22 protein-coding genes are annotated in these 21,763 nt (G+C 71.2%); 9 read left to right on the top strand and 13 right to left on the bottom strand.

All coding sequences use genetic code 11. From position 1 onward, the window contains the following. Positions 1–163: 163 nt before the first annotated feature. Complete coding sequence (ftsH, locus tag ADK55_RS13675; RefSeq protein WP_053678470.1) at positions 164–2,194, top strand: ATP-dependent zinc metalloprotease FtsH; 2,031 nt, start codon at positions 164–166, stop codon at positions 2,192–2,194. A gap of 94 nt (positions 2,195–2,288) precedes the next feature. Next, complete coding sequence (gene folE / locus ADK55_RS13670; RefSeq protein WP_053678468.1) at positions 2,289–2,897, top strand: GTP cyclohydrolase I FolE; 609 nt, start codon at positions 2,289–2,291, stop codon at positions 2,895–2,897. 232 nt (positions 2,898–3,129) lie between these two features. Here the strand turns inward: folE and ADK55_RS13665 are convergent, their stop codons facing one another. From ADK55_RS13665 to ADK55_RS13640, 6 genes are all read right to left on the bottom strand, one after another. Further along, positions 3,130–3,618 carry a DUF3180 domain-containing protein gene (locus tag ADK55_RS13665; RefSeq protein ID WP_053678466.1) on the bottom strand — a complete coding sequence of 163 codons (489 nt, stop codon included), beginning with the start codon at positions 3,616–3,618 and terminating at the stop codon, positions 3,130–3,132. A 53-nt stretch (positions 3,619–3,671) separates the two neighbouring features. Next, positions 3,672–4,280, bottom strand: a complete 609-nt coding sequence (gene folK, locus ADK55_RS13660) for a 2-amino-4-hydroxy-6-hydroxymethyldihydropteridine diphosphokinase (RefSeq protein ID WP_053678464.1) — start codon at positions 4,278–4,280, stop codon at positions 3,672–3,674. Next, positions 4,277–4,636, bottom strand: a complete 360-nt coding sequence (gene folB / locus ADK55_RS13655; RefSeq protein WP_053678462.1) for a dihydroneopterin aldolase — start codon at positions 4,634–4,636, stop codon at positions 4,277–4,279. Before folB ends, folK begins: the two co-directional genes overlap by 4 nt. 130 nt (positions 4,637–4,766) lie before the next feature. Further along, positions 4,767–5,210: a nuclear transport factor 2 family protein gene (locus ADK55_RS13650; RefSeq protein WP_078998882.1), complete on the bottom strand. Its 444-nt coding sequence runs from the start codon at positions 5,208–5,210 to the stop codon at positions 4,767–4,769. A gap of 28 nt (positions 5,211–5,238) precedes the next feature. Further along, positions 5,239–6,111, bottom strand: a complete 873-nt coding sequence (folP, locus tag ADK55_RS13645; protein ID WP_053678460.1) for a dihydropteroate synthase — start codon at positions 6,109–6,111, stop codon at positions 5,239–5,241. A 138-nt stretch (positions 6,112–6,249) separates the two neighbouring features. Next, a complete protein-coding gene (locus ADK55_RS13640) occupies positions 6,250–8,100 on the bottom strand; it encodes a phosphatidylglycerol lysyltransferase domain-containing protein (protein ID WP_053678458.1) in 1,851 nt (616 codons plus the stop codon). Positions 8,101–8,252: 152 nt separating this feature from the next. Here ADK55_RS13640 and ADK55_RS13635 point away from each other — a divergent pair, with 152 nt between their 5' ends. Continuing rightward, a complete protein-coding gene (locus ADK55_RS13635) occupies positions 8,253–9,362 on the top strand; it encodes an alpha/beta hydrolase (protein ID WP_053678456.1) in 1,110 nt (369 codons plus the stop codon). Positions 9,363–9,500: 138 nt separating this feature from the next. Here the strand turns inward: ADK55_RS13635 and ADK55_RS13630 are convergent, their stop codons facing one another. Further along, entirely contained in the window at positions 9,501–10,472 is a 972-nt protein-coding gene (locus tag ADK55_RS13630) for an ABC transporter ATP-binding protein (RefSeq protein WP_053678454.1), read from the bottom strand. A gap of 167 nt (positions 10,473–10,639) precedes the next feature. Here ADK55_RS13630 and ADK55_RS13625 point away from each other — a divergent pair, with 167 nt between their 5' ends. The 4 genes from ADK55_RS13625 (at position 10,640) to ADK55_RS13610 (ending at position 14,331) form a co-directional block, all read left to right on the top strand. Then, the gene (locus ADK55_RS13625) at positions 10,640–11,368 is read left to right on the top strand and encodes an ABC transporter permease (RefSeq protein WP_053678509.1); all 729 of its coding nucleotides are present in this window, start codon (positions 10,640–10,642) and stop codon (positions 11,366–11,368) included. Between the two features lie 3 nt (positions 11,369–11,371). After that, positions 11,372–12,043 (top strand): ABC transporter permease, encoded by a 672-nt coding sequence (locus ADK55_RS13620; RefSeq protein WP_053678453.1) that lies wholly within the window; start codon positions 11,372–11,374, stop codon positions 12,041–12,043. A gap of 64 nt (positions 12,044–12,107) precedes the next feature. Then, positions 12,108–13,097: an ABC transporter substrate-binding protein gene (locus ADK55_RS13615; protein WP_053678451.1), complete on the top strand. Its 990-nt coding sequence runs from the start codon at positions 12,108–12,110 to the stop codon at positions 13,095–13,097. Between the two features lie 112 nt (positions 13,098–13,209). Then, on the top strand, positions 13,210–14,331 hold the full coding sequence (locus ADK55_RS13610) for a hypothetical protein (protein ID WP_053678449.1): 1,122 nt from the start codon (positions 13,210–13,212) through the stop codon (positions 14,329–14,331). Between the two features lie 20 nt (positions 14,332–14,351). Here ADK55_RS13610 and ADK55_RS13605 read toward each other — a convergent pair whose 3' ends face one another. From ADK55_RS13605 to ADK55_RS13590, 4 genes are all read right to left on the bottom strand, one after another. Then, positions 14,352–15,590 carry an alpha/beta hydrolase family protein gene (locus ADK55_RS13605; protein ID WP_053678448.1) on the bottom strand — a complete coding sequence of 413 codons (1,239 nt, stop codon included), beginning with the start codon at positions 15,588–15,590 and terminating at the stop codon, positions 14,352–14,354. Positions 15,591–15,675: 85 nt separating this feature from the next. Next, complete coding sequence (locus ADK55_RS13600) at positions 15,676–15,891, bottom strand: hypothetical protein (RefSeq protein ID WP_053678446.1); 216 nt, start codon at positions 15,889–15,891, stop codon at positions 15,676–15,678. 42 nt (positions 15,892–15,933) lie between these two features. Beyond that, the gene (locus ADK55_RS13595) at positions 15,934–16,818 is read right to left on the bottom strand and encodes an arylamine N-acetyltransferase family protein (RefSeq protein WP_053678444.1); all 885 of its coding nucleotides are present in this window, start codon (positions 16,816–16,818) and stop codon (positions 15,934–15,936) included. A gap of 46 nt (positions 16,819–16,864) precedes the next feature. Then, a complete protein-coding gene (locus tag ADK55_RS13590; RefSeq protein ID WP_053678442.1) occupies positions 16,865–18,007 on the bottom strand; it encodes an NADH-quinone oxidoreductase subunit D in 1,143 nt (380 codons plus the stop codon). 31 nt (positions 18,008–18,038) lie between these two features. Between ADK55_RS13590 and ADK55_RS13585 the strand changes: the two genes are divergently transcribed. Continuing rightward, positions 18,039–18,530, top strand: a complete 492-nt coding sequence (locus ADK55_RS13585; protein ID WP_053678440.1) for a PH domain-containing protein — start codon at positions 18,039–18,041, stop codon at positions 18,528–18,530. Then, positions 18,527–19,831 (top strand): PH domain-containing protein, encoded by a 1,305-nt coding sequence (locus ADK55_RS13580; RefSeq protein WP_053678438.1) that lies wholly within the window; start codon positions 18,527–18,529, stop codon positions 19,829–19,831. The genes ADK55_RS13585 and ADK55_RS13580 overlap by 4 nt, the downstream gene beginning before the upstream one ends. A gap of 36 nt (positions 19,832–19,867) precedes the next feature. Here ADK55_RS13580 and ADK55_RS13575 read toward each other — a convergent pair whose 3' ends face one another. Together ADK55_RS13575 and ADK55_RS13570 are read right to left on the bottom strand one after the other, a co-directional pair. Beyond that, entirely contained in the window at positions 19,868–20,536 is a 669-nt protein-coding gene (locus ADK55_RS13575; RefSeq protein ID WP_053678436.1) for a response regulator, read from the bottom strand. Positions 20,537–20,553: 17 nt separating this feature from the next. Then, a complete protein-coding gene (locus ADK55_RS13570; protein WP_053678433.1) occupies positions 20,554–21,756 on the bottom strand; it encodes a sensor histidine kinase in 1,203 nt (400 codons plus the stop codon). Positions 21,757–21,763 lie beyond the last annotated feature (7 nt).

The following is a 21,763-nucleotide window of genomic DNA, read 5'->3' as shown; positions in this document are numbered from 1 at the left end:
ACCTGGAGGCGATTCCCGCCGTTGGAGCAGGGGAAGGTGGGTCTGTCAGCCGTCCCGCGAGGCCGCGGGTGACAATACAGGGGTACATTCCGAAGAACAGTCTTTACTCACAGCAGCATTTACCTACGGGCAGGAGGGACGGGGTGCCTAGCGCCCCGTATGGATGGACGTGAAGCGATACTTCCGTGGGCCGGTCATGTGGATCGTGCTGGCCGTCCTCGCCGTGGTCGTGTTGATGAACGTCGTCGGCTCCGGCGGCGGCTACAAGTCGGTGGAGACCAGCGAGGTCATCAAGGCGATCAACAGTGGCCAGGTGGAGAGCGCCAAGCTCACCACCGGTGACAGCCAGATGATCAAGATCGAGCTGAAGAAGGACCAGAAGCTCGGCGACAACGACGGCACCAAGTTCCAGGCCAACTACATCGGGGACCAGGGCGTCCAACTCGCCCAGAACCTCCAGACCAAGTACGAAGCCGGTCAGATCCCGGACGGTTACACCGTCTCGCCGGACAAGACCAGCCCGTTCCTCAGCGTGCTGCTCTCGCTGCTGCCCTTCGTCCTCATCGTGGTCGTCTTCCTGTTCCTGATGAATCAGATGCAGGGCGGTGGCTCCCGAGTGATGAACTTCGGGAAGTCCAAGGCCAAGCTCATCACCAAGGACACCCCGAAGACGACGTTCGCCGATGTCGCGGGCGCGGACGAGGCCGTCGAGGAACTCCACGAGATCAAGGAGTTCCTCCAGGAGCCGGCGAAGTTCCAGGCGGTCGGCGCGAAGATCCCCAAGGGCGTGCTGCTCTACGGCCCGCCCGGCACCGGAAAGACCCTGCTCGCGCGTGCCGTCGCGGGCGAGGCCGGTGTTCCCTTCTACTCGATCTCCGGTTCCGACTTCGTCGAGATGTTCGTCGGTGTCGGTGCCTCGCGTGTCCGCGACCTGTTCGAACAGGCCAAGGCCAACGCTCCGGCGATCGTGTTCGTCGACGAGATCGACGCAGTCGGCCGGCACCGCGGTGCGGGTCTCGGCGGCGGTCACGACGAGCGTGAGCAGACCCTCAACCAGCTGCTCGTCGAGATGGACGGCTTCGACGTGAAGGGCGGCGTCATCCTGATCGCCGCCACGAACCGACCCGACATCCTCGACCCGGCACTGCTGCGTCCGGGCCGCTTCGACCGGCAGATCGCGGTCGACCGTCCCGACATGCAGGGCCGTCTGGAGATCCTCAAGGTCCACCAGAAGGGCAAGCCGGTCGCCCCGGACGTCGACCTGGGCGCGGTCGCCCGTCGCACGCCCGGCTTCACGGGTGCCGACCTCTCCAACGTCCTGAACGAGGCCGCGTTGCTCACGGCCCGCTCGGACAAGAAGCTGGTCGACAACCACGCGCTGGACGAGGCGATCGACCGTGTCGTGGCGGGCCCGCAGAAGCGGACCCGGATCATGTCGGACCGGGAAAAGAAGATCACCGCGTACCACGAGGGCGGACACGCCCTGGTCGCGGCGGCTTCCCCGAACTCCGACCCGGTCCACAAGATCACGATCTTGTCCCGCGGTCGGGCCCTGGGTTACACCATGGTCCTGCCCGACGAGGACAAGTACTCGACCACGCGCAACGAGATGCTCGACCAGCTGGCGTACATGCTGGGCGGGCGCGCGGCCGAGGAACTGGTCTTCCACGACCCGACCACCGGTGCGGCGAACGACATCGAGAAGGCCACCGCAACGGCCCGCGCGATGGTCACGCAGTACGGCATGACCGAGCGTCTCGGTGCGATCAAGTTCGGCGGCGACAACACCGAGCCGTTCCTCGGGCGCGAGATGTCGCACCCGCGGGACTACTCGGAAGAGGTCGCGGCGCTGGTCGACGAAGAGGTCAAGAAGCTCATCGAGACCGCGCACAACGAGGCCTGGGAGATCCTGGTCGAGAACCGCGACGTTCTCGACAACCTCGTCCTCGCGCTGCTGGAGAAGGAAACGCTGAACAAGGAGCAGATCGCCGAGGTCTTCTCCACCATCGTGAAGCGTCCGGCCCGCCCCGCGTGGACCGGTTCCTCCCGCCGTACCCCCTCCACCCGTCCGCCGGTGCTCTCTCCCAAGGAGCTCCAGCTGACGAACTCGGCGAACGGCACCTCGGCGGCGACGCCGGCCGTGTCGGTGGACAAGGACCCGGAGCCCTCCCCGGAGGAGCGTCCCGAGGCCTGATCAGTCCCGGAATGGATGCCGCGCCCCCCAGGTTCTAGCCTGGGGGGCGCGGCACTTTCACGTGCGCGTGTGCGTAGACAGGAACGAGGAAGAGATGACCGACCCAGTGACCCTGACCGGTGGCGAGGGCACGATCGGCGAGTTCGACGAGAAGCGCGCCGAGGCGGCCGTCCGGGAACTCCTGATCGCGGTCGGCGAGGACCCGGACCGCGAGGGCCTGCTGGCGACCCCGGGACGGGTGGCGCGGGCGTACAAGGAGATATTCGCCGGTCTGCGGCAGCGCCCGGAGGACGTCCTGACGACGACCTTCGACCTCGGTCACGACGAGATGGTCCTGGTGAAGGACATCGAGGTCATGAGTACCTGTGAACATCATCTGGTCCCCTTCCACGGCGTGGCGCACGTCGGCTACATCCCGTCCACCGACGGCAAGATCACCGGCCTGTCGAAGCTCGCCCGCCTGGTGGATGTGTTCGCCCGCCGTCCTCAGGTGCAGGAACGGTTGACCACCCAGATCGCCGAATCGGTCATGGAGATCCTGGATCCGCGGGGGGTCATCGTGGTCATCCAGTGCGAGCACATGTGCATGACCATGCGTGGGGTCCGCAAGCCGGGCGCGAAGACCATCACCTCCGCCGTCCGCGGTCAGCTCCGTGACCCGGCGACGCGCAACGAGGCGATGAGCCTGATCATGGCTCCCTAGCTGGATTGTCAGACCTGCCCGATAACGTCGTTGATCAGACGATTGGCTCTGATCAGGGGGGTCGGGATGGGCGGGCTGCCAAGCAACCAGATCGTGAACGGTGTCGCCGGCGCGGCTCGGGCGAGAGACATCCGTGCCGGTGATCGGCTTTGGCGACTCGCATCCGCACTTCCTGGTGAACGGGCACGTGGTGGGGGCCGGGGCCTGACGGCCGGACCCCGGACCCCGGGCCTCAGGCCGGGGCGGGGGCCTCGGGGGCGGTGTCGTCGTCCTCCGGGAGCTTCAGGACGTGTTCCAGGAATAGGGCGGCGGCGATGACCGCCGCGCCCGCCAGGACCGAGCCGCCCGCGTACCAGGCCTGGTCGCGGCGGGCGGGCACGTCGAGGGCGTCCGTCAGCAGGAAGACGCCGACGCCGCCGTACATGCCCGCCACGAGGGCCGCGACCAGGGCGCTGGCCTGTCCGAAGACCACCGCGCGGGCCGCCATCAGGGGCTCCACGCCCTTGGCTCCGGGGCGGCGCTCGCGCTGGGCCTTGAGCCGGGCGCGCATCGACAGGGCCGTCGCGAAGAGCACCACGGCGATGACCGCGAGCACGATCGGGGCGGCCAGGGGGACGCCCGGCAGCGTGCCGTAGGAGTTCCAGAGCCGGGCGCCCGCCCAGGACAGCACCCCGGCGACCAGGAAGATGCCCGCCAGGACCGCCGGCCTCAGTTGCTTCACGTACCCGTTCCCCGCTTTCCGCACCGATTCGTCAGCAGTGAACAGGCTAACGACTAGTCGGGGAGGTGGAGTTCCAGGTCGGGTCGCGGCGTGACCCCGGTGAGGCCGATTCCGGCCAGCAGGGCGGCGACCGCGCCGCGGCCCGGGAGCTGGGCCTCAGGGTCGATGTCGTGCCAGGGGGCCAGCACGAAGGCGCGCTGGTGTGCCCGCGGGTGCGGGAGGGTGAGGACGGGGTCCTCGGAGATCACGTCGGCGTACGCGACGATGTCGACGTCGATGGTGCGGGGCCCCCAGCGTTCCTCGCGGACGCGGTCGAAGGCCTCTTCGATGGCGTGCCCGCGCTCCAGGAGCGAGGACGGCGGCAGGGTGGTCTTCACCGCGATGACCGCGTTGAAGTACGCGGGCTGCGAGCCGGGCTCGACGCCCCACGGCTCGGTCTCGTAGACGGGGGAGACGGCCTTGACCCGCAGGCCGGGGGTGTCCCCGAGGGCGTCGATGGCGCCCTGGAGGGTCTCCAGCCGGTTGCCGAGGTTCGCGCCCAGCGCGACCACGGCCCATTTCGGGTTGGACAGGGTGACGTCCGCCGCGTCGACCGCCTCGACTACGGAGGCGGGCACCGGCTGGACGGTGGGGTCGCTCTGGGCGTTCAGTCCGTTGTTCATGCGCGGCTCCGGGTGATCGTGATGGTCACGTCGTCGAAGGGGACGGTGATCGGCGCGTCCGGCTTGTGGACGATGACCTCCACCTGCGCCACCGCTTCGTGCTTCAGGCACTGCTGGGCGATTCGCTCGGCGAGCGTCTCGATCAGGTCGACGGGCTCTCCCTGGACCACATCGACGACTTCTTCCGCGACTACCCCGTAGTGCACGGTCTTAGCCAGATCGTCTCCGGCCGCCGCGGGTCGGGTGTCGAGGTGGAGCACCAGGTCCACGATGAAGGTCTGGCCTTCCTCGCGTTCCCGGGGGAAGACGCCGTGGTGCCCGCGAGCCTTGAGGCCGCGCAGCGCGACACGATCCACGCGAATCACTCCAACTTTCGTAGGTGCATCCGCCCCGGGACTCCCCGGGGCCATGGGCCTACGCCGAGTGCGGTCGGCGTCGTCCGCCTTCGAATTTACCTGCGATGTACGTCGCCCCCCGCCCTTGGGGTCAGTCGGAGTCCTCTTCGTCCTCATCTTCGGAGTCCGTAAGGACCGGTGAACCGTGGTGGGACCAGAGCCGCCAGCCCTCCGGTGTGCGTCGGAACACATTCGTGGCGACGACCAGCTGGCCGACCAGGGGACCCAGTTCGCCGCCGTCCTCGGCGGGGCCGCCGCTGAGGATGTTCTCGGTGCAGCTGACGAGCGCGGTGTCGCCTATGACGGTGACCTTGGTGTCGGTGAGGAAGAACTGGATGTACTCGGTGTGGGACATGATCAGGGCGTAGGAGCGCAGGACCTCGCCCCGCCCCGACAGCACGGGCCAGCCCGGGTGGACGCAGGAGATCTCGTCCTCCAGCCAGAGCGCCGACAGTGCGTCGAAGTCCCCCTGCTCCATGGCCTCGTAGAAGGCCGTGTTGACCTCTTCGACGGCTTCGATGTCGGTACGGCTCACCGTGCTCCTTCCTTGTCGGTACGACGGATCACAGTGCCCCTTCCACCGCACGGGCCACCCGAACCGCGTCTGCGGTCGCCCGTACCTCGTGTACCCGTACCGCCCAGGCGCCCTGGTGGGCGGCGATGGCGGACACGGCGGCCGTGGCGGCGTCGCGTTCGCGGGCGGGCGGTGGGGCGGCGCCCTCGGCGCCTGCCAGGACCCGGCCGAGGAAACGCTTCCGCGAGGCGGCGACCAGCAGCGGGAAGCCCAGGGCCCGCAGCTCGCGCAGGTGGGCGACCAGGGCCAGGTCGTGTTCGGCGTTCTTCGCGAAGCCGAGGCCGGGGTCGACGAGGAGCCGCTCGGGGGCGATCCCGCCGGCGACGACGGCGTCGATCCGTTCGCGCAGTTCGGCGGTGACCTCGGCGACGACGTTCTCGTACACGGCCAGGTTGTTCATGCCGGCGCTGAATCCGCGCCAGTGCATGACCACGAACGGCACCTCGGCGGCGGCGACGGCCGGGATCATGCCGGGGTCGGCGAGCCCGCCGCTGACGTCGTTGACGAGTACGGCGCCGGCCGCGACGGCCCGGGCGGCGACCTCCGCGCGCATGGTGTCGACGGAGACGGCGATCCCCTCGGACGCCAGCCCGCGGACCACGGGGACGACCCGGCGCAGTTCCTCGGCGGCGTCGACGCGGGAGGCGCCGGGGCGGGTGGACTCGCCGCCGACGTCCACGAGGTCGGCGCCCTGCGCGACGAGGTCGAGGCCGCGCTTGACCGCCGCGGTGGTGTCGAACCAGCGGCCCCCGTCGGAGAACGAGTCGGGGGTGACGTTGACGACGCCCATGACCCCGCAGCGATCCCACTCCGGCAGGCCTGTCACCCGGCCCCTGGCGGTGACCCCGTGGTTCGTGTTCATGGGTCCAAGAGTAGAGCTGACCTGGATATGACAGGGCTCCGAGACGTTTCGGCCCTGTGTCGAGGGGCCCGCGGAAAGCGGACGGCCCCGCCCGGGTGGGGGCGGGGCCGTCCGGGGCGCGGTCGGGTCCGGGCGGGCTCAGGCCGCCTGGACCTCGCGCTCGGCTTGGGTCGGCACCTTCGCTATCTGGTGGTGGGCGCAGTCGCGGACCGGCTTGGGGCGGCGGCGGCCGGCGAACAGCCGGGGCAGTGCCAGCGTGACGAACCCCTCGGCCTGCATCGCGGCGAAGCCGATGCGGGGCAGGTCGCGGGTGTGCCGGAAGACGACGAAGCGGGGTTCCCAGCGGGGGCGGAACTTCGCGTTGAACTTGTACAGGGACTCGATCTGGAACCAGCGGGACAGGAAGACCAGCAGGCCGCGCCACATGCGCAGCACCGGGCCGGCGCCGATCTTCTCGCCGCGGGCGAGGGCCGAGCGGAACATCGCGAAGTTCAGGGAGACCTTCTCGATCTTCAGTGCGGGGGCGGCCTCCAGGGAGGCCACGATCAGGAGTTCGTTCATGCCGGGGTCGGCGGCCCGGTCGCGGCGCATCAGCTCCAGCGACATGCCGTCCTTGCCCCAGGGGACGAAGTGCAGGACGGCCTTCAGGTCGCCGAACGGGCTGGTGTCGCCCTCCTCCTCGCGGTGCGCGGTGGCGATGAAGCAGTCGCCGTCGCCCGGGTCGCCGACCCGGCCGAGGGCCATGGAGAAGCCGCGCTCGGTGTCGGTGCCGCGCCACGCGTCGGCGGCGCCGCGGACCTGTTCGAGTTCGCGTTCGGTGAGATCGCTCACCCGGCGCACCTTGGTGGTGTAGCCGTTGCGCTCGATGCGCTTCACCATCTGGCGGACATTGCGCATGGCGCGGCCGGAGAGGGAGAAGTCTTTGACATCGACAATCGCCTCGTCACCCAGCTCCAGGGCGTCCAGACCGGTTTCCCGGGTCCAGACCTCGCCCCCGGTCTCGCTGCAGCCCATGACGGCCGGGGTCCAGGAGTGGGCCTTGGCCTCCTCCATGAAGCGTTCGATGGCGCCGGGCCAGGCCTCGACGTCGCCGACCGGGTCGCCGGAGGCGAGCATCACGCCGGAGACGACGCGGTAGGTGACGGCGGCCTTGCCGCTGGGGGAGAAGACGACGGCCTTGTCGCGGCGGAGCGCGAAGTGGCCGAGGGAGTCACGGCCGCCGTGCCGGGAGAGCAGCTCGCGCAGCTTGGTCTCGTCGTCGGCGGTGAGTCGCGCGGCCGGGTGCTCGGGGCGCAGGGCCAGGTAGATCGTGGTGACCGCGGTGAGCATGCCGAGCGCGCCGAGGGAGTAGCCGACGGTCCAGGAGACCCGGCCCGCGTACTCCACGGGGCCCTCGATGCCGAAGAGGCCGTACACGACGTGGCTGATCTGCTCGTAGAGGCTGGGGTCGCCGACGACCTTGCCCGGGTGGACGTTGACGATGACCAGGCCGAGGCCGATGGAGCCGGCGCTCATCAGCACGAAGTTGGCCAGCGCCTTCCAGCGGCTGCGCGGGTCCGGCAGTGCCTTGAACTCGTTCTGGTGGCGCAGGAGCAGGGCGAGGAGCACCGCCGCGATGATCACGCCGATGACGGAGTGCCGGTAGGTGAACTGCGCCACCGCACCGGCGGGGAGCAGGACGACGGAGGCGCGCCAGGCGCGCCGCTTGTGCCGCTTGAGGCCGTGGGCCAGCAGCAGGAGCAGGACGCCGGCGCTGATGGAGAGGGCGGCGGCGAACGGGCCGAGGGAGCCCGGGAGCACCTCGGTGACCGCGTGGAACCTGCTGTGTCGGAATCGCGGGAAGACTCCCGCCGCGATGTCCAGAAGGCCGACGATCATGACGGCCGTACCTACCAGGCCGGGTACCGACTCCGGCCGTGGGCCACGGAGGATTCGGCGCACCCCGCTCGGAACCTGTCCCGACTTATCGCCATCTATCCTGCTAGACATCGCTTCCCGTTGCTCCGCGAGAGATCATGTGGCCGAAGGCCGCAACAGCCTCCGGGGTGTGGTGCGTCCATTAGGACGACATCGACGGGGAGCGGGTTCACTCTTCCGTCGGAAATTTCCCGTCCTGCCATCAGAAAGACGACTGACTGCTCATGGGTCTCACCAGTAATACGGTTCTGGTCCTGGCCATCATCGCCGGCGTGGTGCTCTTCGCGCTCACGCTCTGGTTCTGGCCTCGGCTCTCGGGCCGCACCTGGCGCGCTTACGTGGGCCGGGTCGGTCTCCTGCTCGCCACGCAGTTGGCGCTGTTCGCGGCGGTGGGACTCGGAGCCAACAAGTCGTTCCTCTTCTACGGTTCCTGGGCTGACCTCTTCGGTCAGGAGACGTCGATCGGCAAGGTCGTCGACCACTCGATGAGCAGCAAGGACATCAAGGTCGTCGACAAGCAGAAGCTGGACGTCCCCGGCGGTGGGAAGCCTCAGGTCGGTGGTCAGATCCTGAAGGTTGCCATAACCGGGCAGAAGTCGAGGATAACGAGCCCCGGGTACGTGTGGCTGCCGCCGGAGTACTTCCAGCCGCGGTACAAGGACCAGAACTTCCCCGCGTCGATCGTGCTGACGGGCTACCCGGGCACCGCCGAGAACCTGGTCAAAGGGCTCGACTACCCCATGAAGGCCTTCAGCCTGTCCAAGGCGGGCAAGATGAAGCCGATGATCCTGGTGATGCTGCGCCCGACGATCGCGCCCCCGCGTGACACCGAGTGCGTCGACATACCCGGCGGCCCGCAGACCGAGACCTTCTTCGGCCAGGACCTGCCGCAGGCGATCCAGAGCACCTTCCGGGTCGGCAAGAAGCCGCAGAACATGGGCTTCATCGGCAACTCGACGGGCGGCTACTGCGCCCTGAAGATCGCCGCGCACTACCCGCAGACCTTCGGCGCCGCCGCCGGCCTCTCCGCGTACTACGAGGCTCCCGACGACCCGACGACCGGTGACCTGTTCCACGGCGACGACAAGCTGAAGAAGCGCGCGGACGTGCTGCACAGCATGCGGAACAAGAAGCCGGCCGGTACGTCCTTCCTGGTCACCAGCAGTGAGAAGGGCGAGCCGAACCTCGGTGACACCAAGAAGTTCATCAAGCTGGTCAAGGGGCCGGACCGGGTCTCCTCGATCATCCTCGACAGCGGCGGCCACAACTTCAACCCCTGGCGGCGCGAGATCCCGCCGATGCTGACGTGGATGAGCGGCCGCATCCAGGCCTGACCGCCTCCAGGCCTGACCGTCTCCGGCCTGATCGCCCTCCGGTGTCACCGTCCGAGGCGTGACCGGCCCCGGCCCGACCGCCCCCGGCTCGACCGCCCCCGGCCCCGCCGCCTTCCGGTCGGGCCGGGGGCGGTCCGGTCAGGCCTCCTGAAGTCGGGACCGGCGCAGCGCCCGGTGCACGCCCTCCGGGGTGAGTACGCCGACGAGCGCGCCGGAGTCCGGGTCGGTGACCCCGACGCGGCCCTCGTCCTCCTGGAGGAGGGCCGCGAGGGCCTCGCGGAGACTCGCCCCCAACGCCACCGTGGCCGCGGGGGCTTTTCCGTGCGCGGGGTCCTGTTCCGCGAGGTCCGCGGTCTCGACCGGGGTGACCGCGAGGCGCTTGAGCCCCCGGTCCGTGCCGACGAAGGAGGCGACGTAGTCGGTGGCGGGGGCGGCCAGCACGGTGGCGGGCTTCGCGAACTGCTCGATGGTGCCGGTCCCGTAGACGGCGATCCGGTCCCCGAGCCGGATGGCCTCCTCCAGGTCGTGGGTGACCAACAGGATCGTCTTGCGGACGGTCCTCTGCAGGGCCAGGAACTCGTTCTGGAGCCGCTCGCGGACCACCGGGTCCACCGCGCCGAACGGCTCGTCCATCAGCAGCACCGGCGGGTCGGCGGCCAGGGCCCGGGCCACGCCGACCCGCTGGCGCTGCCCGCCGGAGAGCTGCTCCGGGTACCGGCCGCCGTACACGGCCGGGTCGAGGCCGACCAGTTCCAGCAGCTCCGCCGCGCGGGCGCGGGCCTTGGACTTCGGGGTGCCGAGCAGGTGCGGCACGGTCGCCGTGTTCTCCAGCACCGTCTTGTGCGGGAACAGGCCGACCTGCTGGATGACGTAGCCGATGCGGCGGCGCAGCTCGACGGGGTCGGCGGCGGCGATGTCCTCGCCGTTCACCAGGATCCGGCCCGACGTGGGCTCGATCAGCCGGTTGACCATCTTCATCGTGGTCGTCTTGCCGCAGCCGGACGGGCCGACCAGGGTGACCAGCTCGCCCTCCGCGACCTCGAAGGAGAGATCCCGGACGGCCGTCGTCCCGTCGGGGTAGCGCTTGGTCACTTGCTCGAATCGGATCACCGGACCATCCTTCCTCACGCGCGGGTGCCGTTTGTGAAGGGCATGTTGCCCGACTGCGAAGGATTCCGGCCATTGTCGGTGGCTGGGGTTAAGGTCGGTCTGACCAGGCCCTCGGGTCGGACGCGTGTGCGATGACGGGCTGACGGAGCGAGGCGGGGGTGAGCGGCATGGCCGGGCAGAGCTGTCTGGTGGCGAACGACTGGATCTGTTGGGAGTACGTCACCTCCCGCTCCCAGGAGCTCACCGACGCCACCGTCGAGCACATCTGGATCACCGGTCTGTCGGTGGTCATCGGGCTCGTCGTGTCCGTTCCGCTCGCCCTGCTGGCCCGCCGCGGTCGCGGCTGGGCGGCGCCCGTGCTCGGTCTGACCACCCTGCTCTACACGGTTCCCTCGCTCGCCATGTTCTCCCTGCTGCTGCCGGTCTTCGGGCTCTCGGCCACGCTGGTGGTGACCGGTCTGGTGCTGTATTCGCTGACCATCCTGGTCCGCAACGTGCTGGCCGGCCTGGAAGCGGTCCCCGACGAGGTGCGGGAGGCCGCGCGCGGCATGGGGTACGGCTCGGGCCGGCTGCTGTGGCAGGTCGAACTGCCGCTGGCGCTGCCGGCGCTGCTCGCGGGGGTCCGTATCGCCACGGTGTCGACGGTCGCGCTGACGACCGTGGGGTCGATCGTGGGCAAGGGCGGTCTGGGCAACCTGATCGCGCCGGCCGTGAACAGCTCCTTCAAGGCCCAGGTGCTGACGGCCTCGGTGCTGTGCGTGCTGCTCGCGCTGGTGGCGGATCTGCTGCTGCTCGGGGTCCAGAGACTGCTCACGCCCTGGACCCGGGCCTCCGCGCCCGCTCCGAGGAAACGTTTCTTCAAGCGGGCTCCGGCACCCGTCGCCAAGGAGGTCTGAGCCATGGGCGTACTGGGCGAGGCCTGGGACTGGCTGGCCGACGGTGCCAACTGGGCCGGCGAGAACGGTGTCTGGCACCGGCTCGGCGAGCACGTGTACGTCAGCGGGATCGCCCTGGCCGTCGCCTGCGCGGTGGCGCTGCCGATCGGCCTGTGGCTCGGCCACCTCGGCAAGGGCGGGGCCCTCGCGGTGAACGTGTCCAATGTCGGCCGGGCGATCCCCGTCTTCGCGGTGCTGGCCCTGTTCATGGTCTCGCCGCTGCGCAGCGCGGGGTACCTGCCCACCATCGTCGCGCTCGTCCTGTTCGCCATCCCGCCGCTGCTGACCAACGCGTATGTGGGTATGCGCGAGGTGGACCGCTCGGTGGTCGAGGCGGCGAGGGGGATGGGCATGTCCGGGACACAGCTGTTCCTGCGCGTGGAACTGCCGCTCGCGCGCGGACTCGTCATGACGGGGCTGCGCTCGGGCGCGGTCCAGGTCATCGCCACCGCCACCATCGCGGCCATGGTCGGCCAGGGCGGTCTGGGCCGGATCATCACCGCCGGCTTCAACACCTTCGACACCGCCCAGGTGGTCGCCGGCGCCCTTCTGGTGGCGCTGCTGGCCCTGCTGGTGGAGGGCGTGCTGGTGGCCGTCGACCGGCTCCTCCTGCGGCGCCCGTCGGTGGCCCGCTGAGCCCTGCCGCCGGCCCCGTCACCTCTTTTCCTTCCCGCTGTACTCACTCCCTGGAGGAGCAACCATGAGCAAGTCCACGCGCGTTCTCGGCGCGGCACTGGGCGCGGTGGCCCTGACCGTCTCGCTCGCCGCGTGCGGTGGCGACAGTCTGGAGAAGGCCAAGGACGGCGGCTCGTCCGCCCCGGCCTCCTCCTCGGGCGGGGGCGCCAAGGGCAAGCTGGTGGTCGGCGCGGCCGGCTTCACCGAGTCCAACGTGCTGGCGGAGCTGTACGCACAGGTCCTGAAGGACGCCGGCTACTCCACCTCGATCACCACGGTCAACAACCGTGAGCTGTACGAGCCCTCGCTGGAGAAGGGCGAGATCGACGTCGTCCCGGAGTACGCGGCCACCCTCGCCGAGTTCCTCAACGCCAAGGTCAACGGCAAGGACGCGCCGAAGGACAAGCCGGTCGCCTCCAGCGACGCGGCGGCGACGGTGGCGGCGCTGGAGAAGCTCGCGACGCCGCTCGGCATCAAGGCGCTCCCGGCGGGCGAGGCGGTCGACCAGAACGCCTTCGCGGTGACCAAGGAGTTCGCCGAGAAGAACAAGCTCAAGACCCTCTCGGACCTGGGCAGGTCGGGCCTGAAGGTGAAGATCGCGGCGGGCGACGAGTGCACCGTCCGTCCCTTCTGCGCGCCCGGGTTGGAGAAGACGTACGGCATCTCCGTCGCCGGCATCGACCCCAAGGGCGTCGGCACCCCCCAGTCCAAGCAGGCCGTCAAGGACGGTGTGGACCAGCTGGTGCTGACCACGACCACCGACGCCACGCTCGACTCCTTCGGCCTGGTCCTGCTGGAGGACGACAAGAAGCTCCAGAACGCCGACAACGTCCTGCCGGTGGTCAACGCCAAGGACGCGGGCGCCCCGGAGGTCGCCGCCGCGCTCGACAAGCTCACCAAGGCACTGACGACGGCGGACCTCGTCGACCTCAACCGCAAGGTGGACGCGGAGCGCGCGAAGCCCGCCGATGTGGCCAAGGCGTACCTGGAATCCAAGGGTCTGCTGAAGAAGTAGCCTCACAGCAAGATCAGTTACGCGATTGATGCGGAAATGACGGGTAACTGCCCGGCAAGAGATTGCCGGGCGGCTTCCCCACACCCCACCTACTCCCTGTAAATTTCAGGCCATGCCCCGTGGACGCCACCGCAATCCAGAACCCCTGCACCGACTGCTCACGCCGACGCTCGTCGCCGGTGTCTCCGTGGCCGGCGCCGGCGCGGCCTGGCTGCTCGCGGGACCCGAAGGCGGCGCCGCGTGGCGCCTCCTCGTGGCCCTCACGGCCGCCTCGGGCCTGGCCGGCGCCGTCGTCATGCGCTCCTGGGACCGCTCGGCCGGCCGCCGGGTGGCCGAACTGACCCGAGAACGGGTCAAGGACGAGTGGAAGACGGACGAGCGGATAGCCGAGCTCGAATCCGACCTCGAGGAAGCCCGCATGCTGCGCGCCAGGCTCGACACGAAGCTGCGCGCCAAGCGGGTCGAACTCGCGGGCCTGCGCGGCGAGCACGCCGCGCTGCTGCGCCGGTACGCCACCGCCGAGACGGAGCGGGCCACCGCCCTCGAAGGGCGCCGACTGCTGGCCATCGAGGCCGCCTCGGGCCCGGGCGCGCCCAAGGAGCTCCCGGCCCCGTCACAGGAGCGCACCGCCGCCGGGGCGCCGACCGCGATCGGCTACGCCCGCGCCAACGCGGCGATGGCGGCGTTGGTGCGCAAGGGCCGGGAGCGGGCCGAGGCGCGCCCCAAGGCCCTGGCGCCCGGCGCCGACCCGACCCCGGGCGCCGACCCGACCCCCGGGGCCCCGACCCCCGGCGCCCGCACTTCCGGCGCCGCGCCCGCCGGCGCCCCGGCCACGACGTCCGGTGCGGCCCGTACCACCGAGGCACACGGCCGTACGGCGGCCGGTGACCGGGCGTCCGCCGTTCCGGCGCGGCGGCCGGCGGCGACCGTGGCCCCGTACACCGCCCCGAGGCGCTCCGCCTCGCGCGTCGAGGGCGGCTTCGACTTCTTCGGCACCAAGAACGCCGCGCAGGCCCGTGCGGCGATCGAGGCCGTGCAGAACGAGGACCTCGCCGACGTGGTCGGCGCCGAGGTCCTCGCCGTGCACAAGGCGGAGACCGTGCGCGCGGCCGGCGACCCGGAGTTCAAGCCGGTGACCCCCGAGCACCGTGCGGTGGGCCAGGTCATCGACCTGACGGAGCACGACGAGACCGAGCCGATCGACGTGGTCCGGCTCCGCACCGCGATCTCCTAGGCCCTGATCCCCGAGGCGCCCTACGACAGCGCGTCGAACCAGCGCACCACCTGGGGGGCCGACCTGAGGGCCGTCGTGAAGTGGTCCGCGTCCGGGCCCTGGTCGACGACCTTCGCCCGGACCCCGCGGCGGGCCAGGTCGGCGGCGCAGGCACGGGAGTTGGCGATCGGCACGTCCGTGTCGGCGCCGCCCGCGTAGAGCCGTACCGGCACGTCCGGCTTCCAGTCGCAGGCGCCGTCGTTGGCCCGCAGGGCGGTGCGCAGGGCGCCGCGCGGGGCGCGGACGTTCTCGGACCAGGCCGGGGTGAGCAGCTCCTCGGGGGTCGCGGGCAGCGCGGCGACGATCTCCTCCTCCGGGTGCGTCCCGTCGAACAGGCCCTCCACCATCCGCGCGTAGGGCGGGCGGAACACCTCGGCCGGGTCCTTGTAGAGCGGGTGGAGCCTGTTCTGGGCCGTCAGGAAGTACGAGAGGTAGAAGACGGCGGTGCGCGGCGCGACCCGGCCGTCCGCGATCCCGGGTATCTCGGACCCCGACAGGTCGTAGGGGCCGGCCATCGGGGCCAGGGCGCGCAGCCGCAGTCCGTCCCGGCCCGCGGAGAGTTCGCGGCCGACGGCCATGGCCACCTGGCCGCCCTGGGAGAAGCCGGTGGCGTACACGTCCCGGGTCACGGGGCGGCCCAGCCGGTCGGCCGCGGTGCGGGAGGCCTTGAGCATGTCGACGGTGGCGGTGACGGCCGAGCGGGTGTCCATGTAGGGGTGGGGTCCGGTGCCGCCGCCGAGGCCGAGGTAGTCCGGCGCGGCGACGGCACGGCCGGCCGAGGCGTGCAGGTACGGGGTGAGCCGGTTGTAGCCCTTGCCCCCGCTCGGCGCGCTGTCGCGGTGGGCGACGGTCCCGTGGGTGTCGGACACCAGGTCGGGCCGGGCCGGGCCGCCGCGCGGCAGGACCAGCAGCCCGGTGGCCGTGGTGGGGCGGCCCTTCGGGTCGACGGTGGCGTAGGTGATCCGGTACGCGCGGACGCCGTACCGGACGCCCGCGGTGTCGACCCCGAGGGCGCCGAGCTCGGCGGTGACGCCGGCGCGGTCGAGGGTGTCGACCGGGGTGACGGAGATCAGGGCGCCCCGGGCGGCCGGGGCCCGGACGGCGGCGGTGGGCGAGGCGAGGGCCGCCGGGGCGGCTGCCGCGCCGAGGACGGCCGCGAGGGCCACCGCCGCGGCTCCGCGCCGCAGCCGGCGCTTGTTCTGATGCGAGGTCGTCGTCATGTCCCGAACGCTAGGACCCGGTCACGATCCCCGACATCCCGTATCCCCCCGGCGGTCGAGGGGGCTACCCCCCGGCAGGGGCGTCTCAGAACAGGGGGAGTTGCCCCGGGTTCGGGCCCAGGACGAAGCCGTCCAGGGTCGGCGCCGACGCGCCGAGCACGACGCGGGCGCGAGAGCCGGGGCAGGACACCAGGTCGCCGCGTCCCCGGCCGTCCGGCGGGTCGTGGCGGGCGATCCGGCCGGCGGTGACGGCGCAGTCGCGGCCGCAGGTGGGGCAGGCCCTACGGGGGGAGTGGGACATGCCCCAAGTCTGCACCCTCGCACCGACAACGCGGGCCCGGTGTCAGCCCACCCGCGACGCGGGCGCGGTCCGCGCCGACGGCTCCTCCCGCGACTCCCGCCACGTCTCGTGCGCGCGGTCGACCCGCTCCCACAGGTCCGCCCGGTCCCGCGCGCTCAGCTCGTCGAGCGACCGCCCGAAGACGCCGGTCAGCACGTCGAAGAACTCCTCGGGCGTGTGCAGTTCCCGGTCGGTCGTCCCCGCGAGGGGGTCGATTCGGCTCAGGACGCGCCCGCGCAGGGCGTCGATGCCGTGCGCGTCGCGCCGCAGCATCGCGAAGGTGCGTACGAAACCGGAGTCCTGCGCGGTGGACAGCCGCAGGTGCTCGGCCTCGAAGTCGGCCATCGTGGCGGGGGCCGAGCGGAAGTTCATCACGGGGAAGGGGCCGTCCGGGTTCCGGTACGTCCAGCCCGGTCCCTCCCCGTCGAGCGGGACGAGCGGCTCCAACGCGTACCGGAAGTGCCCCCGTTCGAAGGTGCCCGCGCGCAGCGGCAGCGGGTCGTGGGGCCCGTCGCCCAACCCGGCGTCCACGAAGAACGCGGCCCCGTCCACCCGCACGACCAGCGCGAGGTGGTCGCCGTTGACGCCCCGCGCGTCGGGCTCCTTGTACACGCCGCCGACATGGCGGGTCACGTCGTAGCCCAGTGCCTCCAGGAGCGTGGAGAAGGCGCCGTTGAGGTGGAAGCAGTAGCCACCCAGGCCCGCCGCGAGCCGGCGCACCGACAGCGCGGGGTCGATCCCGGGCGGCCGGCCCAGCTGGATGTCGATGTTCTCGTACGGCACGCGCTCCAGGTGGGCCCGCTGGAGGGCGAACAGCCCCTCGACGGAGGGCGCCGCCGGGTCGACGCCGAGCCGGCGCAGGTAGTCCACGCACATGTCGGTGATCATGTGATCACCCTAGACACGACCCGCCCGGGGACCGTCGCGTTCAGGACTACTTGTCGATGTCGCCGACGACGAAGAACAGCGAACCCAGGATCGCCACCATGTCCGCGACCAACTGCCCGGGCAGCAACACGGCCAGCGCCTGGATGTTGTTGAAGGACGCCGAGCGCAGCTTCAGCCGGTACGGGGTCTTCTCGCCCTTGGACACCAGGTAGTAGCCGTTGATGCCCAGCGGGTTCTCCGTCCAGGCGTACGTGCTCCCCTCGGGCGCCTTCAGCACCTTGGGCAGCCGCTGGTTGATGGGGCCCGGCGCCAGCTCCGCCATCCGGTCCAGGCAGGCGACGGCCAGGTCGAGGGCGTTGTGCGTCTGGTCGAGCAGCACCTCGAAGCGGGCCAGGCAGTCGCCCTCGGTCCGGGTGACCACCTTCAGCACGTCCTGGAGCTCGCCGTACGCCAGGTACGGCTCGTCGCGGCGCAGGTCGAAATCGACGCCGGAGGCGCGGGCGATCGGGCCGGAGACCCCGTAGGCGTGCACGGCCTGCGCCGACAGCACGCCCACGCCGCGGGTGCGGCCGCGGAAGATCTCGTTGCCGTGGACCAGCTTGTCGTAGACGTCCATGCGGGTGCGGACGTCCGCGACGGCGGCGCGGGCCCGGCCCAGCCAGCCGGCGGGGAGGTCCTCCTTGAGGCCGCCGACCCGGTTGAACATGTAGTGCATGCGGCCGCCGGAGATCTCCTCCATGACGGCCTGGAGTTCCTCGCGCTCACGGAACGCGTGGAAGATCGGCGTGATCCCGCCCAGCTCCAGCGGGTACGAGCCGAGGAACATCAGGTGGTTCAGCACCCGGTTCAGCTCGGCCAGCAACGTCCGCATCCACACGGCCCGCTCGGGGACCTCCATCCCCAGCATCCGCTCGACGGCCATGACCACGCCCAGCTCGTTGGAGAACGCGGACAGCCAGTCGTGGCGGTTCGCGAGCATCACGATCTGGCGGTAGTCACGGGCCTCGAAGAGCTTCTCGGCGCCCCGGTGCATGTAGCCGACCACCGGTTCCGCGCTGACGATGCGCTCCCCGTCCAGGACGAGGCGCAGGCGCAGCACGCCGTGCGTGGAGGGGTGCTGCGGACCGATGTTGAGCACCATGTCGGTGCTCTCCGCCGCGCCGCCGATACCGACCGTGGTCTCCGTCATGGCGGCATTCTCTCAGCCCTAGGGTGTATGCATGGGAACCGGGACAACGGGTGGGACGAGCGGACCCGAGTGGGTGGGGCTGCCGGGCGGGCTCCTCACGCTCCGGCGCATGCTGCTGGTGATCTGGATGACGGTGCTCACGGCGCTCACGGCGGTCGTACTGGGCCTCACCGCCGGGCCGGCGTGGGCCGCCGTCGGGGCGCTGTGGCTCGGGGTGCTGGTCTGGGGCTGGGTGCTGCTCGGCCGCAACTGGCGGTCCTGGCGGTACGCCGAGCGCGCTGACGACCTGCTGATCAGCAGGGGCGTCCTGTGGCGGGAGCAGACCGTGGTGCCGTACGGGCGGATGCAGCTGGTCGAGGTGACCTCGGGGCCGCTGGAACGCCGCTTCGGGCTGGCCTCCGTACAGCTGCACACGGCGGCCGCCGCCACCGACGCCAAGATCCCCGGACTGGTCCCGGCCGAGGCCGAACGGCTCCGCGACCGGCTGTCCGCACTCGGCGAGGCGAAGTCGGCCGGGCTGTGAGCGACACCGCGGCGCCGGAACGCCGGCTGCACTTCCTGACCCCGCTGCTGCGGGCGTGGGTGCCGATCGCGGCCACCATCGGCGTCATCGCCCAGCAGGGCGAGCGGGCCGGGGAGTGGATCGCGGACCTGTCCGGGCTGCTGCGGCTCCTGGTCCTGGCCGGGATGGTCCTCGTCTTCGGCGCGTACGGCTTCCTGAGCTGGTGGTTCACCCACTACGCCGTCACCGACGCCGAACTGCGCATCCGCAGCGGCCTGATCTTCCGGCGCACCGCGCACATCCGCCTCGACCGGCTCCAGGCCGTGGACGTCACCCGACCGCTGCTGGCCCGCGTCGCCGGCGTCGCGAAGCTGCGGCTCGACGTCATCGGTACCGCGGACAAGGACGAGCTGGCCTACCTCGCGGAGAAGGACGCCGTCGCGCTGCGCGCCGAACTCCTGGCCCGGGCGGCCGGCTTCGCCCCCGCGGAGGCCGTGACGCTCGGCGAGGCCCCGGAACGCGAACTGCTGCGGGTCCGGCCGAGGGACCTGGTGGTCTCGCTGGCGCTGACCCTCGCCGTCTGGGCCGCCCTGCTCGCCGGGCTGGTCGTGCCGGTCGTCGTGTGGTGGCTCAGCGGAAGCATCTGGGCCACCGCGGCGACCCTGCTGCCGTTCCTCGGCGGGGTCTGGGCCGGCACGGCGGGCCGGTTCCTCACCGAGTACGACTGGACGGTCGCCGAATCCCCCGACGGGCTCCGGATCGACCACGGGCTGCTGGACCGGGCCCACGAGACGGTGCCGCCGGGGCGGGTGCAGACCGTACGGATCGTCGAGCCGCTGCTGTGGCGCCGGCGCGACTGGGTCCGGGTGGAGCTGGCGGTGGCCGGCTCGAAGAACGACGTGCTGGTCCCGGTGGCCTCGCGGGCCGCCGCGTACGAGGTCATCGCGCGGGTCCTGCCCGGCGTGGACCTCGCGGCCCTGTCCTTCAGCCCCGCCCCGAGGGCCGGCTCGCGGTGGGTGGTCCCGGTGTGGTGGAAGGGCTACGGCCTGGCCGTGACCGAGGACGTGTTCGCCGCGCGCAAGGGGCGCCTGTGCCGCCGCACGGAGATCGTCCCGCACGCCAAGGTGCAGAGCGTGCGCCTGACGCAGGGGCCCTGGGAACGCGCCCGCGGCGTGGCCGACCTGCACGTGGACACCGGCGCGAACGCCACCGTCACCGCGCGGCTGCGGCCGTCGGCGGAGGCCGCGGCGCTGCTGCCCGCGCAGGCGGCCCGCTCCCGCACCTCGCGCGCCGCGGCCCGGCCGGACCGCTGGATGACCTGACCGGGCCCCTGTCCGGGCCCCGGTCCGGCCACGGCACTAGAGACCGCCGGCGCGGACCAGCCCCGTCTCGTACGCCAGGACCACGACCTGTACCCGGTCGCGCAGGCCCAGCTTGGTCAGGATGCGGCCCACGTGCGTTTTGACGGTGGCCTCCGAGAGGACCAGCCGCGCCGCGATCTCGCCGTTCGACAGGCCCTGCGCGACCAGCAGCATGACCTCCCGCTCGCGCTCGGTCAGCCGTTCCACGTCCTTGTTCCGCGGCTCCGCCGTCGTGGTCGGCAGCATCGGCGCGAAGCGGTCCAGCAGGCGTCGGGTCGTGGACGGGGCGACGACGGCGTCGCCGCTGTGCACCGAGCGGATCGCGGCCAGGAGTTCCGCCGGCGGGACGTCCTTGAGCATGAAGCCGCTCGCGCCGGCCTTCAGCCCGGAGAACGCGTACTCGTCCAGGTCGAAGGTGGTCAGGATGATGACCTTGGGGTGTTCCTCGGGTTCGCAGATGCGCCGGGTCGCCTCGACCCCGTCGAGCCGCGGCATGCGGACGTCCATCAGCACCACGTCCACCTTGGTGGCCCGCAGCACCTCCAGCGCCTCCAGGCCGTCCCCGGCCTCGGCGACCACGTCCATGTCCGGTTGGGCGGCAAGCACCATTCGGAAGCCGGTGCGCAGCAGCACCTGATCGTCGACCAGCATCACTCGGATGGACATCGGTTACCTCGTCCTCGTCATCTCTTCTTGAGCGGGAGCAGTGCGCTGATCCGGAAGCCGCCGCCTGGACGCGGGCCCGCGTCCAGGGTGCCTCCGACCATACCGATGCGTTCCCGCATGCCGATCAGCCCGTGTCCGGCGCCGTCGGCGCCGCCGTCCTCGTACAGTTCGTGGGCCGCGCCCCGGCCGTCGTCCTCCACGAGCAGGCCCAGCCCGTCGTCGAAGTAGACCAGCCGGACGCTGGCGCTCGCCTCGGGGCCCCCGTGCTTGCGCGTGTTGGTCAGCGCCTCCTGCACGATCCGGTACGCGGTCAGTTCGACCCCGCTCGGCAGCCGGCGGGGGGTGCCCTCGACCTGGAAGTCCACCGTGAGGCCGGCGGCCCGGACCTGCTCGACGAGGACCTCGATCTGTTCCACGTCCGGCTGCGGCACGTAGTCCTCGGACTCCTGCGGTTCGCCGGTGCGCAGCACGCCCAGCAGTCGCCGCATCTCGGCCAGGGCCTGCCGGCCGGTGCCGGAGATGGTCTGGAGGGCCTCCTTGGCCTGTTCCGGTGCCACGTCCATGACGTACGCGGCGCCGTCGGCCTGCACCACCATCACCGACACGTTGTGCGCGACGACGTCGTGCAGCTCGCGGGCGATCCGGGCGCGTTCGGTGGTGACGGCCGCCTTGGCCTGGGCCTCGCGTTCCTTCTCCAGGCGCTGGTTGCGTTCGACGAGCTGGGCGTAGTAGGCCCGGCGGGTGCGCACGGAGTCGCCGAGGACCCAGGCGAGGGCGAAGGGCACGACGGCGAAGAGGGCGCCGATGACGTTGTCGCCGGTCGCGCCCCGGTCCACGTGGAAGCGCAGGAAGTACAGGGGGGACGCGGTCAGCCCGATGCCGAACGCCACCCGGGACAGCCGGCGCGAGACGTCCGCGGAGGCCGCGACCGTGTAGAGGATGATCAGCATCCCGAAGTCGCCGAGGTGTGGATCGGTGCGGGTCACCAGCTGGTAGACGCCGGTGCCGACGGCCAGCCAGAACATGGGCACGGTCCACTTGCGGCGCATGGCCACCACCGCGCTCATCGCCAGCACCGAGGGGACGGCGATCAGACGGGTCGCGGTGCTGCTCAGACCGCTGTTCGTGACTTCCAGCAGAGAGACCCCGAAGAGCAGGGCAGCCCAGAAGCTGTCGACACCCGTCGGGTGTCTGCGGAGGAAGTCGTAGAGGCGCTGCACGTAACCC

Origin of the sequence: Streptomyces sp. WM4235 (genome assembly GCF_001279725.1) — a bacterium.
Taxonomy (GTDB): domain Bacteria; phylum Actinomycetota; class Actinomycetes; order Streptomycetales; family Streptomycetaceae; genus Streptomyces.
Note: the sequence above shows the minus strand (reverse complement) of the source record. Positions and strands in the feature narration are given on the sequence as shown.